Origin of the sequence: Pumilibacter muris, assembly GCF_943193045.1 — a bacterium.
Classification (GTDB): Bacteria; Bacillota; Clostridia; order Christensenellales; family Pumilibacteraceae; genus Pumilibacter; species Pumilibacter muris.
In genome coordinates this window covers 26,989-42,632 of record NZ_CALPCN010000004.1, presented here as the reverse complement: position 1 = coordinate 42,632, position 15,644 = coordinate 26,989, and the positions used below count along the sequence as shown (strand labels likewise).

The following is a 15,644-nucleotide window of genomic DNA, read 5'->3' as shown; positions in this document are numbered from 1 at the left end:
TTGAAGTCGAGTACGAAAGGAATAATAACCGTAATATCGGTGCTTGCGGTGTTCGCAATCGTTACAACAATAGTTATGACGGTTATGAGCAACGCTTCCAAAACCACGTTCACCGAAATTTCGGACGCGCTCATGAAAGGCAAAATCGCCGAAATGAGCATAAACAACGATAAAGTTACGGTTGAGTACAAAGAGGACACTGCCGAGCGGAAAAAGAATCCGCGCGGACAGTATGCTTACGCGCGCGACACCATTATGTGGGACGTTATAAAGCAATACCAAGCTATGCGCGCCGAAAAACTCGAAGCGGCGGCGGGCAACGCCGACGAAATAGCCAAAATCAACAAAGAGTTTCCCGACGTTATTATAAGTTTTAACGACCGCAATTCGGGAAATATTTGGAATATTCTTTACCCTATAATAGGCATTGTGCTAATAGCCGTTATGGCGTTTTTCCTGTTCAGAAGCATGGGCGGGCAAAACAAACAGGCTATGAATTTCGGAAAGAGCAAAGCGAACGTTCAAGGCAATCTTAAAGTGCGCTTTACCGACGTTGCGGGCGCCGACGAAGAAAAGCAAGAGCTTCAAGAAATCGTCGAGTTTTTAAAGTCGCCGCAAAAGTTTACCGCCGTAGGCGCGAGAATACCCAAAGGCGTGCTTTTGGTGGGTCCTCCGGGCACAGGTAAAACGCTTTTTGCCAAAGCCGTTGCGGGCGAGGCTAACGTTCCGTTCTTCTCGATTTCGGGTTCCGACTTTGTTGAAATGTTCGTAGGCGTAGGCGCAAGTCGCGTGCGCGACCTTTTTGACCAAGCGAAAAAGAACATGCCTTGCATAATCTTTATAGACGAAATCGACGCGGTTGGGCGCCAACGCGGAGCGGGGCTCGGCGGCGGACACGACGAACGCGAGCAAACGCTAAACCAGCTTTTGGTGCAAATGGACGGTTTCGAAACGAACGACGGCGTTATAGTTATGGCGGCAACCAACCGTGCCGACATTCTCGACCCCGCGCTTTTGCGTCCGGGCAGATTCGACCGCCAAATATACGTGAACATTCCCGACGTTCGCGGCAGAGAAGCTATTTTCAAAGTTCACGCGCGCAATAAGCCTATATCGCCCGACGTAGACTTTCAGGTGCTCGCCCGCATAACGAGCGGATTTTCGGGCGCGGAAATCGCCAACTTATTAAACGAAGCTGCTATTTTGTGCGCGCGCGACAACCGCAGTCAAATCAGCATGGAAGACCTTTACGAGGGAATAAACAAGGTTGTTATGGGACCTCAGAAAAAATCGCGTCTCGTTACCGAAGTTGATAAGCGAATCACGGCTTATCACGAAGCGGGGCATGCTATTGTGGCGCGGCTCGAACCTATGTGCGACCCCGTGCACGAGGTGTCTATAATTCCTCGCGGGCAGGCGGCGGGCTACACCATGACCCGTCCCGACACCGACGACGACCATATTACCATAGGAAAGCTGAAAGCGAATCTTGCCATGAGCATGGGCGGACGCGCCGCCGAAGAACTCGTTATTCAAGACATAACTACCGGCGCGGTGGGCGACATTAAGAGCGCTACCGACATTGCCCGCAAGATGGTTATGGAATGGGGTATGTCGGAACTCGGTCCCGTTTATTACGGCTCTAATCAAGAAGTGTTTTTAGGGCGCGATTATCAATCCACGCACACATACAGCGAGTCGATTGCAACGAAAATAGACGCCGCCGTAGCCAAACTTGTGGAAACCGCGCATAAAGAGGCTGTTAAAATGCTTACCGAGCACCGCGAGGTTATGGATTGCATGGTTAGGCTTTTAATAGAGCGCGAAACCATTTATTCCGAAGAAGTGGATATGATTATGGAAGGCAAGCCTTACGAAGAAGTGCGCGACGCGCTCGACGCACGTCTTAACAAAAAATACAACAACAAAACGGCGTAAAATTTGCATAAGAGGAATTCAAAAGGAATTTAGGAGAAAGTATGAAGAAAAAAGTAAAAATACCCGTTATAGTTCTTTCGTCGGTTTTGGGTGCCGTGCTTATTACTGTTATAGTTCTTTGCTCGGTGATAATGCGCCCCATGAAAAGTTTTTCCGATTATTCTGCGGTGCGGGTAACAACCGCGTCGGCGTCGCTTCCGAACGGCAACCTTACGGGAAACGCCGAATACAAATCGAAAATAGATAAAAACCTTATTAAAAAGACGGGGTTCAGCATAATGCACGCCACTCTCGAATTTGTGGGCAACTACGGTCCCGAATTTGAGAAAACAAAAAACGCCGACGATGAAACGGTGAACAAAGAAGTTACGGTGAACGAGGCTCGCGCGGTTTGCGCGGCAACCGACGATTCGTATATGCTCGAACTCGAATTTTCACAGCCTAAAACGTTTAAAGTAAAAAAGAGCACTGTGGAATACGACCGTCTTATTATGAACGTTAAGAGCACCGACGGAGAACTTCGTTGGGTTACGGTGTATTTGTATCTTAATTCCAAAGTAGGGCTTGAGAACAACCCCGAAAGCCAGGATTACAGAATAGTTCCCATTCGTATGAGAATGAACACTTCGCCTTTATATATCGCTCTCGGCGAAATTGCGGCGGATTTTAAAACTGCATAACGTTTGCAAAGGTAAGCGGCGAATTATTTCGTCGCTTACGGCATATATAGAAAGGTATGCGCGCTTTGTAAACGAGCTTTTATTACAACGGAGGTTTTTGTAAGTGAATATTTTGTTAGGTTCCAAAATTGCCGATTTATTGAAAAAGGCAAACGACGCTATCGCAAAGTTTTGGTGGCTCATTTTGGCGGTTGCCGTGCTTTTGTGCATAATACTGTTTATTGTTATTGCGTGCAAAAACAAGCGCATACGCAAGCTTAAAGACGAACTTAAAAAGACCCGCACAAAACTCGAAATAGAAAGAACGCGGGCTAAAAACGAACAGATTTTCGCTCCCGTAACGGGCGGTAACGCATCGGAGCAACAATCCGCTTCCGCCTCGTCGGCGCCCGAACCCGAAGAGCCGTCGTTTATGACGCGCGAGCTTGAACCCGCGCCCGAAGACGACACCGTAACCGAAGAAATCGACAACGCGCCCGAACCCGAAGGGCCTTTTAAAAAGAAAAAAGCGGCATCTTCTATCGACGAGGAAATCGAGCGCGCCGCAAGCAGAGTAAGCTATTACAACAAAACTTCGGTAGTAAGCCAAAAAGACGGCGCAGTTAAATTCACTGTTAAATACGACCGCGTTAAAGACACATGGGTAATTAAAAAAGACGGCGTAGACAGAGTTGTTCGCAGAGTTGACACCAAAGAAGAAGCTATGAACGTTGCGCGCGCGCTGTGCAAAAAATACAACGCGAGCCTTGTTGTGCACAAAAAAGACGGCAAATTCCAACGGCAATAACGTACATGCGGTTGGTGAGCGGTAAAAAACTGTAGAATATAAAAAACCGAGCGGCGTTCGCTCGGTTTTTATTGCTATATTTTAACCGTTTTTGTGGCTACCGCGTTTTGAAAAGCTATATCGTGTTCAACGAACAGCATAGCGGGGCGGTATTCTAAGATTAGTTTTTCTATTTGCATGCGCGAATAAATATCGAGGTAATTAAGAGGCTCGTCCCAAACGTAAATATGAGCCTTTTCGCATAGACTTTTGGCGAGAGCGACTTTTTTCTTTTGCCCTTCGGAATAAGTTGAAATATCGCCGTCGCAGTCCGTTTTCGAAAAGCCCATTTTGTTCAAAATCGCTCTGAACAGCGATTCGTCAATTTTGTGCTCTTTTGCAAAGTGCGAAACGGTGCCTTTTAAATTTTCGTTCGTTTGCGGCACATAAGAAATAATCAAGCCCGACGGCAAGTATACCGTGCCGGTGTGCGGAACGTTTTCGCCGAGCGCAAGTTTTAACACGCTGCTTTTTCCGCATCCGTTCTTCCCCTGCAAAGCGATTCGTTCGCCTTGCCCGAGCGCGAAGCTTACGGGCGGGCAAATTTTTTTATTTCCGTAGTTTATTTCGAGGTTTGAAAATTCGAGCAGTTTGTTGTGTCGGAAAACGAGAGGGGAGAGTTTCAAGTTGTCGGCGGTTTCGGCGTTTTGCAATAATTCTGACTTTTGCTCTATGGCGGCAAGTTGCCGCGCTTCCGTATTTTTAGCTTGTTTCATTAGTTTGGCGGCTTTGTGCCCGACGTAGCCTCTGTCAGGCTTTAAACCCGAACTCGCAACACCGTATTTCGAAGCTTCGGTTTGAGCCGCCCATGACGCGGTGCGCTTAGCCGCTTCTTTAAGTTTTGCAATTTCGTTTTTCAGCTTTTTGTTTTGAGCCGTTTCGTTTTTTTGTTTGTTTTCGAAGTTTTCGAACCAAGACGAAAAATTGCCTGCCTGAACTTCTATATTCGTTTTGTTAATCGAAAGAATGTGGTCTACGCAACCGTCTAAAAAAAGGCGGTCGTGCGAAACCAAAATAAATCCTTTTTTCTTTTTAAGGTAGTTCGAAACGGTTTGCCGAGCGTCGGCATCCAAATGGTTGGTCGGTTCGTCGATTAGAAGAAAATTGTTAGGTTTCAAAAAAAGACCCGCAAGCAAGATTTTGGTTTGTTCTCCGCTCGACAGCTCGCTAAACGGACGGTAAAGAATTTCGGGCGAAGTTTGCAAATACGACAGTTCGCGTATAAACTCCCATTCTTCGGCTGCGGGGCACAGCTCTTGCAGTATTTGCGAAACTTTGCGCTTTTTGTTGCGTACCTCGAAAGGAAAGTAGGTAAATTCGACGTTCGCCGCAATTTTTCCCGCGTATTCGTATTTGCCGAAAAGCAAATTGAGAAATGTGGTTTTTCCTCTGCCGTTTCGCCCCACAAAGCCCAACTTCCATTCTGTGTCTATTTGAAAGCTCACATTCTCGAAAACGTTTTTATATCCGCCGTCGTAAGAAAATGTTAAATTTCGAACGCTTATTAAAGACATATTGTAATCCTCCTTGAAATATAAAAAGAGCCGTAAGAAAGTTTAAATCTTACGGCTCGAATAATCGTATATAGCTAAAAAAAACTTTCTTGCGAACAAATAAGCTCGCAAGTTTTAATTCGCAAGCTTATTTTATTAAATTTTGCAAGAAAAATTCTTCAACGGCGCATACCTATTCCTTTTAAATTCAAAATAATTATAGCACACTTATTTTTAAAGCGCAAGAAAAAAATGCGTCTTAAACAATTAAAACTACATGTTAAATTCGGCGATAAAACGTATTTAATAGAAAAACTTACGGTATAACGGTAAAAAAATTGAAAAAAATTACAAAAATTTTTCAAAAAGGTATTGACAAGTCCGAAATGTTGTGGTATTATGTAATCAATAGAAACGATTCCAAATTTTTTGTAAAAACGATTTCGAATAAATCCGATTCCAAATTTTTATGAAAAAGCGAAACGATTCTATATTTTTTAACAGAATTTTGGAAACGTTTCCAACGTGATGAGGACAAGGACTTCGTTTTCAAGTAAAAGCGGTTTTATTAAAAATTTATATTAGGTAAATTTTTTTTAAAAAATAAAATTCCGTTTAGGAGGAATAAAAAATGATGAAAAAAAGACTTACGAACCTGTTGCTTGCTTGTGTTCTTGCGCTCAGCCTGTTCGGCTTTGCCGCGTGCAGCAAAAACGGCGACGAACTCGAAGACACAGCCGACGTAAAAGTGGTTAAGGTTTGGCTTCATAAGTCGGAAGCGGAGCCCGAAGGAAGAATATACCGCACCATTGCCGATATGTTCAACGAAAAGAAGCTGCATACAAAAGACGGACGCACTATAATGATGAGTTTGGAGTTCAAAAACTCGTCGGATGCGCTCGACAGCTCTATAAACGGCGAATTACTCGGGGGGGGGTTGCCTGATATTGTTGCCGTAGACAGCCCCAACATTACGGCATACGCCGCTCAGGAAATTATTTTGCCGCTTGACGAACACCTTACCGACGACGTTAAGAACAGCTATGTTGACAGCGTTATAACGCAGTCTACCTATAACGGCAAATTGTTCGCGCTTTCGGGCATGGACGCGCCCGGCGGATTATACTACAATAAAGAGCTTTTAAAATCGGTGGGCTACACCGATGCGGATTTCGGCACAATAGAAAATCCCTGGTCTTGGAAAGACGTTGAAGAGGCTATGGATAAGCTGAAAGCCGCAAATAAAACGTATAAAATCAAACTCAATCTCGGCTTCGGCGGCGCCGAAGGCTGCATGTATTTGTATTCGCCGCTCATTTACAGCGCGGGCGGTCAGTTCACCGATACCAACGAGAAAGCGGTGGGTGCTTTAAATTCCGAAGCGTCGCTCGGCGGACTTTCAATGCTTGAAAGTATTTACGAGCAAGACAGCGCAAAGTCGTGGATATACAACGGCACTAACGTGAACGCGTTTCCCGGCGGCGAAGTTGCTTTCGAAATATACGGACCTTGGCTTATAGACACCATTCGCAAAGATTACAAAGACTTTCAAAATAAATACGACATTATGCCTTTCCCCGTCTACGAATCCGCCGACGGAACAAAAGGAAAAGTGCAATCGCCTTGCGGCTCGTGGGGCTTTGCGGTAACGCGCGACACCCGCGACGCTTATGCGGCTTCGCAAGCGGTGGCGTTCCTTACGGGCACGGAGGCAAGCCAGCTTATGTACGACAGCATAGGCACTTTCCCCACGCACAAATCGCTTCTCGATAACGAAGAGAATTTCGGAAGCGGAGCGAGTAAATCGCTTAGCGAGCTGTTGTTGCAAACGGGCGCTCCCCGTCCGCGAATTGAAAAATATCCTCAGCTTACAACCGCGTTTTCGGACATAGTGAACTATATTAAAACGGCTGCGGGAACGTCCGACTATAATCTGGCTAAATACGCGTTGCAAAAAGCTCAATCGGTAGACCGCTAAATTAAAGGCGGTGCCGTTATGGAAAAAGCGAAAAAAACAAAGTCGATATATTATAAGTTTTTAGGAAAGACTTATATTAAAAGCGACTCGGTTGTGGGCGCGGTGTTTATTTTGCCCGCCGTAGTGCTCGGTGCGATTTTCGTAATCGCGCCTATGGTGGTTAGCCTTTCTTATGCGTTTACCGACGCCAACCTTTTAAAACTGAACGAAGTGGGTTGGGCGGGATTGCGTCAGTTCAAAAAAGCGTTTACCGACAGGTTTATGTGGAACGCCTTTAAAAACACAATGATTTTCGTCGTGAAAGTTGTTCCGTTGCAACTTTTGGCGGCGCTCGGGTTGGCGCTTATCCTGAACACCAAAATAAGGGGAAACACGTTCTTTCGGTGGGCGTTTTTCTGCCCCGTTATGCTTTCGCTTGCGGTTACGTCGTTTTTGTGGATGAATTTGCTCAATCCCGAAGAGGGGCTCATTAACGCTTTGTTAAAAGTGTTCCACATTCCGCCTCAACCGTTTTTGGAAAGCCCCAAGCAGGCGATGAACGTAATAGTTGTTATATCGGCGTGGCAAGGCGCGGGCTATCAAATGCTTATATTCCTTTCGGGACTTAAAAATATTCCGCCCGAACTGTACGAGGCTGCGGGGGTAGACGGCGCGGGAAGCGGCACAAAGTTTTTCCGCATAACTCTTCCGAGCATTCTCCCCACGTTTTCGTTCGTGCTCGTTACTATGCTTATAGGCGCTTTCCGCCTTATGACGCAACCCATGATTATGACGCAGGGCGGACCTACCGACAGCACAATGACCATGTCTTACTACATTTATCAGCAAGGCATTAAATACAGAGACGTGGGATATTCGAGCGCAATCGCTTTGCTGTATACGCTTTTCATGTCTACCGTAGCGCTTACGTTGCGCAAAGTTACCGACCAAAAGGATTGAGGAGGGACAAAATATGCAAACGCAAGTGCTTCCTAATTTCGTAAAGGTAAAGCGCAAAATATCTCCCGCGCACGTCGTTCTTAAAACGGCGGCAATTTTGGGGCTTGCTTTACTGTGCGTAATCTTTTTGTTCCCCGTGCTGTGGATGATAGTTTCGTCGCTCAAAACGCAAGACCAAATTTACGCTCAACTTTCGTCGTGGCGAACGTTTTTGCCCGCAACGTGGAACGTTGGCAAATGGTTTGTCGCGTATAAAAATCTGTTCGATTCGTTCGACTATTTCGGGCGTAGTATTTTAAACAGCGTAATTTATTGTTCGATAACGATTTTGGGCGTGCTTCTTTTAAACTCGTTTGCGGGCTACGCATTGGCAAGATTGGAGTTTCCCGGTTCGCGGGTTATAGGCACAATAGTGCTTTTGCTCATTATAGTGCCCGTTGAAACGAGCATTGTGCCGCTTTACGTTATTTTGAAAAATCTCGGCTTGCTCACAAAAGAGTTGCGCGTTGTCGGATACCTTATACCCAACTTTGTCAGCGCGTTCTATATTTTCATGTTCAGGCAGTTTTTCATCGGCATGCCCAAAGAGCTCGAAGAAGCGGCGCGAATAGACGGCTCGGGAAGGCTGAGCACTTATTTCCGCATAATAATGCCGCTCAGCAAAGCTATTTTCGCAACGGTGGCAATCTTCACGTTTATGGGCGCATGGAACGAATACGTTTTCGCGCAACTTATGTTTAGCAAACCCGAACAACAACCGTTGCAAGTATTCTTGCAACTCGTAAACTCTTTTAATCCCAAAGATTTATCAATGGTAATGGCGGCGCTTACGTTTTCCACAATACCCATTGCAATCGTATATATTTTCTGCCAACGCTATATTATAGAGGGCGTGTCTTTTTCGGGACTTAAATAGAAAAGGAGAAAATTATGAAACGGAGAACTCGAATATTTTTGTTGTGCGCGGCGCTCGCGCTTGCTCTCGGAACGTTCGCGCTTGCCGGGTGCGGTATTAAGAACAGCGACCCTCATCAAAAAGATTTGTTGCTATATTTATCGTTCGACGAAGGAAGCGGCACCGTTGTGCACGACGGAGCCAAACGCGTGCCCGACGCGAACTTGAACTATATATTCAATTCGCCCGCGTATCAGGAAAAAGCGCAAGACCCTCAATGGCGCGCTCGCGGCGTTAAAGGCGGAAGCCTTTTAATGGACGGCTACTCGAACTTTGTGCGCTATGCCGAAGACGATATAACCGTTAAGGGCGGAGCGCTTACCGTCAGCGCGTGGATTGCTCCGCGCATGTTCGAATGGGACGACCCTAACGGCGCCGAAGCGGGAACCGAGCGTTTAACGGCGGTTGTCAGCCAGTTCAACGAAGAAGCGAATCAAGGATTTATTTTAGGATACCAACGTCATGGGGCGTGGAGCTTTCAGGTGGGAATAGGCGACCGTTTCTTTAAACTTTGGGACAACGGGCACCCTCTGAAAAAGTACGAATGGAACCACATTGTCGCGGTGTTCGACGGCGGCGCGGGCAATATGCGCATGTATCTTAACGGCGAACTTGCCAACGAACGCACGTTCTACGAAGGAGCTCAAATATCGGGTTGCGCCGATTGGCTTTATATAGGCAGAAACAATCACGGCACTTCGAACGCAACGGCAGCGTGCAATATGCACAGCGGACTTATAGACGAAGTTAAGCTTTATAAAACCGCGCTTACTGCCGACGAAGTTCGCGCGCAATACTCGGGCGGACTTTCCGACGGCAAGCTTCCCGAAATTACTTTCGAAGATATATGGCTTCAAAACGTTTTAACCGAAGACTATCATAAACCGCAATATCACGGCGGACCGTATCAACACTGGATGAACGAGCCTCACGCGCCGTTCTACTACAACGGAAAATACCACCTTTTCTTTCAGTTCAATTTGAACGGCCCGTATTTCCGCAACATTTGTTGGGGACACCTTGTGTCGGACGACATGGTGAACTGGAAGCCGCTTAAAGAAATTATCACTCCTACGGCGGGCACCGTAGCGCCCGACGGAATATGGTCGGGCGGCGTAAACTTCGATTCTAAGGGCAATCCCGTTATATTCTTCACTGCGGGCAACGACAGCTTTGCTTCGGCGGGGCAGGGGCTCATTTCCAACCAAAACATAGGAATTGCGCGTCCCAAAGATTTAACCGACCCCAACCTTACCGAATGGGAAGTGTCGAGCACTTTGGCTGTTAAGCAAAAGTCGGGCGAGGGTAAGACGGGCGAATTCCGCGACCCGTTTGTGTTTAAAGACGGAAACACTTGGTATATGCTTGTTTGCTCTTCGTCGTCGGCGAATAAGGGGACGGCGCTTATATACACCACAACCGACGATTCGTTCACGAATTGGACTTATCGCGGGCAACTTTACGAAGATGCGTCGCTTTCGTCCGACTACGGCAGAACTTGGGAACTTCCCGTGCTAATACCGGTTAAAACGCGCGACGGTTCGGCGCAAAAATATATGTTCGTATTTTCTCCCGCGCCCGCCGATTCCGCCGATAACGACGTGTTCTATTTGCTCGGCAACTTTAATAAAAGCACTTGCCGTTTCGAGCCCGACGACAAAACTCCCAAGCGTTTCGATTACGGCGACAACGTGTTCACGGGTCCGAGCGCATTCACCGACCCCAAAACGGGCAAGGTCGTAATGTTCAGCATAATGCAAGACCAACGCAAGCCGCGCGACCAATATCTTTCGGGTTGGGCACATTCGGTTGGGCTTGCGCGCGAAATATATTTGAGCGCCGACGGAAAAACCGCCGAAATCGCGCCGCTTACAACAATAGAATCTTACGAGCGTGAAACGCTTGCCGAAGGGAGTTCGCTTTCGCTCGCCGCAGCCAACGAAAAACTCGGGTCTGCTAAGGGCGACATGCTTCACGTTAAAGTTACGTTCGAATTTTCGGGAAGCGGAGTTTTCGGGCTGAAAGTGCGCGCCAACGACGCCGGCACCGAATACACCGACTTTTATTACGACACGGCGAACGGTAACGCGGGCGTAAAAACGGGAATGAGCGGAGCTCAAAACATTTCGGGAACGTTCTTCGATAAGTACGCGGCGGAGGGCAACCGCCTTACAATGGAACTCTACTTAGACCGTTCGTTAATCGAAGCTTTTTACGACGGCAAAATAGCGGTGTCGGCGCGAGTGTATCCCAAAGACAGAACTTCTATGGGGCTCAAGCTTTATGCCGACGACAGCGTAACCGTTAGCATAGCTCAGCTTAAAGTTGCGTCTATGAAATCGATTTATAAGCAATAGGGGTACGGCGGCAATGAATAAAACCAAAGGAATAACGTCGGTAATGCTTGCGCTCTCGCTCGCTTTGGGCGGTTGCGCAACCGACAAACCGATAGGCGAAAAAAGGTTTGAAAATTCGGGGTTCGAGCGCGGAACTTTGCGCGGATGGACTGCCGAAGGCGCGGCTTTCGGCGACGAATGCGTTTCGGTTGACAATAAAGACGCCGACGGAAATTATTATTACAAAGAAGGCGAATTCTTCTTTTCGGGCGGAAAAGCTCCGAAAGGAACTCGCGGAACTCTAACGAGCGAAACCTTTACGATAGAGGGCGATAAAATAGGCTTTCTGATAGGAGCGGGTTCCGACCCCGACAAGTGCTATGTGAGCATTGTGGACGAAAAAGGCAACGAACTTGCAAGGCGCGGAAACGACGAATTCGGAATGGCGGGCTATTATAATTCCATGCACAGGGTTGTTATAGACGTAAGCGCCCATAAAGGCAAAAAAGCGGCGGTAAAAATCGTTGATAACGACGCGGGGAACGACAACTTTAATTATTTGAATGTGGACGATTTTATTTTAAACTATCAAGGAGAGACCGAAGAGGTGAGCAAGACCAAAGCAGCCGACAAATATATATCGGAAAATTCGTCTAAAATAAACGCGCAGTATAGGCACACATACCATGCGATGCCTCCCGTAGGGTGGATGAACGACCCCAACGGTTTCGGTTACGCGTTCGGCAAATACCAACTGTTTTACCAGTTTCATCCGTATAGCTCGGCATGGGGTCCTATGCATTGGGGGCACTACCAAAGCTCCGACCTTGTTAAATGGGAACTTATGCCCACAGCTTTGGCGCCCGATACGGCGTTCGACGCAAACGGCTGTTTTTCGGGCACGTCTATCGTGCACAACGACAAAATGTATTTGATGTACACCGCCGTGCTCGACCCGTTCCAAACGCAAGCGCTTGCAGTGTCGGACGACGGAATAAAGTTTACTAAGCGCGGGCGGGTTATAAGCTCGGACGCCACGCCGCCCGACAGTAGTAAAAACGATTTTCGCGACCCCAAAGTGTTCCGCAGAGGCGACAGCTTCTACGCGCTTATAGGTTCGAAATCGAACGCGGGCGAAGGGCAAATACTATTGTATAAATCCGCAGACCTCATGCAATGGCAGTATGTGGGAGTGGCGCACCGCGACCGCCGCACAAACGGAATATACGAGTGCCCCGACCTTGCCACATTCGGCGACAAAGACGTTTTAATTACCAGCCCGCAAGGGTTTGCCACTAACGAATGGCGGCACGAAAATTTGCATTCCAACCTTTATATGGTGGGAAATTTAAACACCGAAACGGGCAAGTTTACCATTGAAAGCGAAGACGAAATAGACAGCGGACTCGATTTTTACGCGCCGCAAACAATGAGTTCGCCTGACGGCAGAACGATTATGATTGCATGGATGCAAATGTGGTCGCGTTCTCTGCCCACGCAGGCGCACGGTTGGGCGGGCGCTATGATACTGCCGCGCGAGCTGTCGCTTGTAAACGGCAAGTTATATCAAAAGCCTATCCGCGAGATAGAGGCGTACAGACAGAACAAGGTGGAAAAAGATTCGCTTACGGTAAACGGCGAAGCGTCGGTAGAGGGCGTGGAAGGAACAACGGTTGAACTTTCGTTCACTCTCGATATGGGCACGGCTTCGCGCGCGGGCGTTAAAATTTTCGCGGGGCTCGACCACGAAACGCTTGTGTATTACGATAAAGCGACCGACCTTGTGGTTATAGACCGCTCGGAATGCGGCGTGCGTATTACGGGCGACGGCAAAGAAAAAGACGCGGCAATACGCCACGCTAAGGTAGACGTTAAAAATAATAGCGTTACGTTTAGAATTTTTCTCGATAAATCGTCGGCGGAAGTGTTTATAAACGACGGAGAGCGCACGCTCACTTCGAACGTGTATTCGTCGCCGTCCGATACGGGAATAAAGTTCTTTTCGCAGGGCGGCGCCGCCACAGTGCGCAACCTTACCAAATACGACATTGTTGTTGACTGACGCGTAAAGCGAACGGGAGAAAATAATTGCGTTATGTTAAACACATTATAATATTTGCGGTGCTCGCTTCGGTTTTGTGTTTTGCGGCGGGGTGCGCGTTCGGCGAAAAAGACGAACAAATCCCGGCGCCCCCTTCGGGCGCCGCGCCTTACCGTGACAGCTACGAAGACGAAACAATATTGTATTTTCCGTTCGACGAAGAGAGCGGCAGAGTGGTTTTCGACGCGTCTCCCGAAAAACGCGGCGCTTTTACGGTGAACGGCAGTTTGCTTTCGTCGCCCGCTTACCAAACTGCAGCTATAATGCCTCAGCGCACTACTCGTTCGGCGGTTAGCGGAAGAGCGCTTCATTTCGACGGTTACAGCGAAAACATATCGGTGCCCGCGCAAAAATTTTCGCTCGGAGGAGACGCGTTCACAATAGACGTGTGCGTTGCGCCGCGTTCGTTTCTTTGGGCGGCTCCGCAATCTTCGCGCGAAGATTGGCCTATTCAGGTTATTTTGGGGCAATTCAGCCGCAAAAATAAAACGGGCTTTATGCTCGGAATAACAAAATTCGGTTATTGGGTGTTCGGCTTCGGCACGGGGACGGAGTGGACAAACGTGTATAACCCCGCAAAATCGACGTGCTTATCAACCTACGAATGGAATCATTTAACTGCGGTTTTCAACGGCGACGAGGGGTATGCCGAAATTTACTTGAACGGCGTAAGCGTGGCAAGCGTTTCGGTTCCGTCAGGCAGTTCGGTGGCGGCGGCGGACGCGCCGCTTTTGGTGGGGAGCAGTAACGAGCCCGAATATTCGGGGCAAAGCGAAATAACCCGTTTTAACGGAGTTATGGACGAGTTGAAAATTTACAAAGTGGCAAAGCCGCGCGGCGCGGTGCGCACTCATCAAGAGGGACTGTATAGCTACAACGGTATGCGCGCCGAATACGAGGATATCGCCCCGCTTTACGGTAGGTTGGAGCACGATAAGTTCCGCCCCGAATACCATGCCGTTCCGCCCGCGAATTGGATGAACGAGCCTCACGCTTTGTTCCGTTATAACGACAAATGGCATCTGTTTTATCAATACAACGTTACGGGACCGTATTGGCGGCAGATAAGTTGGGGGCACTGGGTGTCGGACGACGGCATGGCTACATGGCGCTCGGTAAAAGAAGCGATTGTGCCCACCGAAGGAACGCCCGCGCCCGACGGAATTTGGACTGGCGGAATGGCTTACGACCAAAGCGGCTTGCCCGTGCTGTTCTTCACTGCGGGCGACGACAGCAGACCTTATAACAACTCTAACCAACACATAGGCATTGCGCGCGCGGCGGATTACTCCGACCCCGACTTAACGGAGTGGATTATAGACCCTACGCTTGCAGTTGTGCAAACCGCCGAAATGGGAGTTGCGGGCGAGTTCCGCGACCCGCAGGTTCAAAAAATAGGTTCGGTTTATTATATGCTCGTGGGCGGCGCGAAAAACGAAAACGGCAGTCAGCGCGGCGCGGCGCACGTTTTAACGTCGGACGGCGACTTTCACAAATGGGAGTATCGCGGCGAGCTGTTTGTTCCCGAATCTTACAAAAAAGAATACGGCACCGTTTGGGAAATGCCTAACATTGCGCGTTTGCCCGACGAAAACGGAAAACTTACCGATAAATATATTTTCCTGTTTTCGCCTCAACACGGCGACAACGACGTTTGGTATTATATAGGCGACTTCGATTTCGCCTCTTGCCGTTTTATTCCCGATTTTCCCGACGCCAAACTTCTCGACTACGGAAATAACGTTTTCACAGGTCCCACGCTGTTCACCGACCCGCAAACGCATAAGGTGTATATCACGGGAATAACGCAGGACGCGCGCGGCGACGAAGAACACTGCGCGGCGGGGTGGGCGCACTCGGCTTCTTGCGTTCGGGAACTCAAATTGCTTTCGGGCAACGTTTTGGGAGTTACTCCCGCAGGGCTCGAAGGGCTTTCGGGCGAGAGCGTTGCGGGATTTAACGGGCTTGACGCCGCTCGCGCGGCTCAAAGATTGCAAGAGGTGCAAAGCGACTTTTTGCGGATTACTTACCGCATAAAGTTGAACGGCGCGACTCGCGCGGGATTCCGCCTTAAAACGGTAGGGAACGAATATGCCGAACTGAGTTTCACTCGTTCCGAAATGCGCATGAACACAACACGGTTTTCGTCGGGAGCGCGCGCCGACGTGGGCGGAGAACTTTATAACGACGGCACCGTGCAAGGCGTTATATATATAGATAAAGCGAGTATAGAAGCGTTTGCTTGCGAACGCGCTGTAATTACGGCTTTTGCATACGGCACAGGCACAGGGATAGTGCCTTTCAGCGAGGGCGGGCAAGCGGCCTTCGATATTACGGTAGACGTTCTTTCGCCGCCGAATAGGCAGGCGTACTAACGTAAATAGAAAAAATTTTTTTC

General features: G+C 48.4%; 10 protein-coding genes. 9 read left to right on the top strand and 1 reads right to left on the bottom strand.

What is annotated here, in order from left to right:
* From ftsH to NFR62_RS06035, 3 genes are all read left to right on the top strand, one after another.
* Positions 1-1,938, top strand: coding sequence for an ATP-dependent zinc metalloprotease FtsH (gene ftsH, locus NFR62_RS06045; RefSeq protein ID WP_251615962.1), 1,938 nt, complete (start codon positions 1-3; stop codon positions 1,936-1,938).
* A 41-nt stretch (positions 1,939-1,979) separates the two neighbouring features.
* Positions 1,980-2,618, top strand: a complete 639-nt coding sequence (locus tag NFR62_RS06040) for a hypothetical protein (protein WP_251615959.1) — start codon at positions 1,980-1,982, stop codon at positions 2,616-2,618.
* Between the two features lie 103 nt (positions 2,619-2,721).
* Positions 2,722-3,405, top strand: a complete 684-nt coding sequence (locus NFR62_RS06035) for a DUF2188 domain-containing protein (RefSeq protein ID WP_251615956.1) — start codon at positions 2,722-2,724, stop codon at positions 3,403-3,405.
* A gap of 74 nt (positions 3,406-3,479) precedes the next feature.
* Here the strand turns inward: NFR62_RS06035 and abc-f are convergent, their stop codons facing one another.
* The gene (abc-f, locus tag NFR62_RS06030) at positions 3,480-4,958 is read right to left on the bottom strand and encodes a ribosomal protection-like ABC-F family protein (protein WP_251615953.1); all 1,479 of its coding nucleotides are present in this window, start codon (positions 4,956-4,958) and stop codon (positions 3,480-3,482) included.
* A gap of 610 nt (positions 4,959-5,568) precedes the next feature.
* Here abc-f and NFR62_RS06025 point away from each other — a divergent pair.
* Genes NFR62_RS06025 through NFR62_RS06000 form a run of 6 tightly spaced genes read left to right on the top strand, consistent with a single transcriptional unit; the run spans position 5,569 to position 15,621 of the window.
* Positions 5,569-6,915 (top strand): ABC transporter substrate-binding protein, encoded by a 1,347-nt coding sequence (locus NFR62_RS06025; protein ID WP_251615951.1) that lies wholly within the window; start codon positions 5,569-5,571, stop codon positions 6,913-6,915.
* An 18-nt stretch (positions 6,916-6,933) separates the two neighbouring features.
* Positions 6,934-7,854 carry a carbohydrate ABC transporter permease gene (locus NFR62_RS06020; protein WP_251615949.1) on the top strand — a complete coding sequence of 307 codons (921 nt, stop codon included), beginning with the start codon at positions 6,934-6,936 and terminating at the stop codon, positions 7,852-7,854.
* A 13-nt stretch (positions 7,855-7,867) separates the two neighbouring features.
* Positions 7,868-8,770: a carbohydrate ABC transporter permease gene (locus tag NFR62_RS06015; protein WP_251615932.1), complete on the top strand. Its 903-nt coding sequence runs from the start codon at positions 7,868-7,870 to the stop codon at positions 8,768-8,770.
* Positions 8,771-8,784: 14 nt separating this feature from the next.
* Positions 8,785-11,166: a LamG-like jellyroll fold domain-containing protein gene (locus NFR62_RS06010; RefSeq protein WP_251615927.1), complete on the top strand. Its 2,382-nt coding sequence runs from the start codon at positions 8,785-8,787 to the stop codon at positions 11,164-11,166.
* Between the two features lie 13 nt (positions 11,167-11,179).
* Complete coding sequence (locus NFR62_RS06005; protein ID WP_251615924.1) at positions 11,180-13,207, top strand: glycoside hydrolase family 32 protein; 2,028 nt, start codon at positions 11,180-11,182, stop codon at positions 13,205-13,207.
* Positions 13,208-13,233: 26 nt separating this feature from the next.
* Positions 13,234-15,621, top strand: a complete 2,388-nt coding sequence (locus NFR62_RS06000; RefSeq protein ID WP_251615921.1) for a glycoside hydrolase family 32 protein — start codon at positions 13,234-13,236, stop codon at positions 15,619-15,621.
* Positions 15,622-15,644: the final 23 nt, after the last annotated feature.

Coding starts and splice junctions, on each gene's coding strand:
- NFR62_RS06040 (WP_251615959.1), top strand. CDS start 1,980: ATGAAGAAAAAAGTAAAAATACCCGTTATAGTTCTTTCGTCGGTTTTG.
- abc-f (WP_251615953.1), bottom strand. CDS start 4,958: ATGTCTTTAATAAGCGTTCGAAATTTAACATTTTCTTACGACGGCGGA.
- NFR62_RS06025 (WP_251615951.1), top strand. CDS start 5,569: ATGATGAAAAAAAGACTTACGAACCTGTTGCTTGCTTGTGTTCTTGCG.
- NFR62_RS06020 (WP_251615949.1), top strand. CDS start 6,934: ATGGAAAAAGCGAAAAAAACAAAGTCGATATATTATAAGTTTTTAGGA.
- NFR62_RS06015 (WP_251615932.1), top strand. CDS start 7,868: ATGCAAACGCAAGTGCTTCCTAATTTCGTAAAGGTAAAGCGCAAAATA.
- NFR62_RS06010 (WP_251615927.1), top strand. CDS start 8,785: ATGAAACGGAGAACTCGAATATTTTTGTTGTGCGCGGCGCTCGCGCTT.
- NFR62_RS06005 (WP_251615924.1), top strand. CDS start 11,180: ATGAATAAAACCAAAGGAATAACGTCGGTAATGCTTGCGCTCTCGCTC.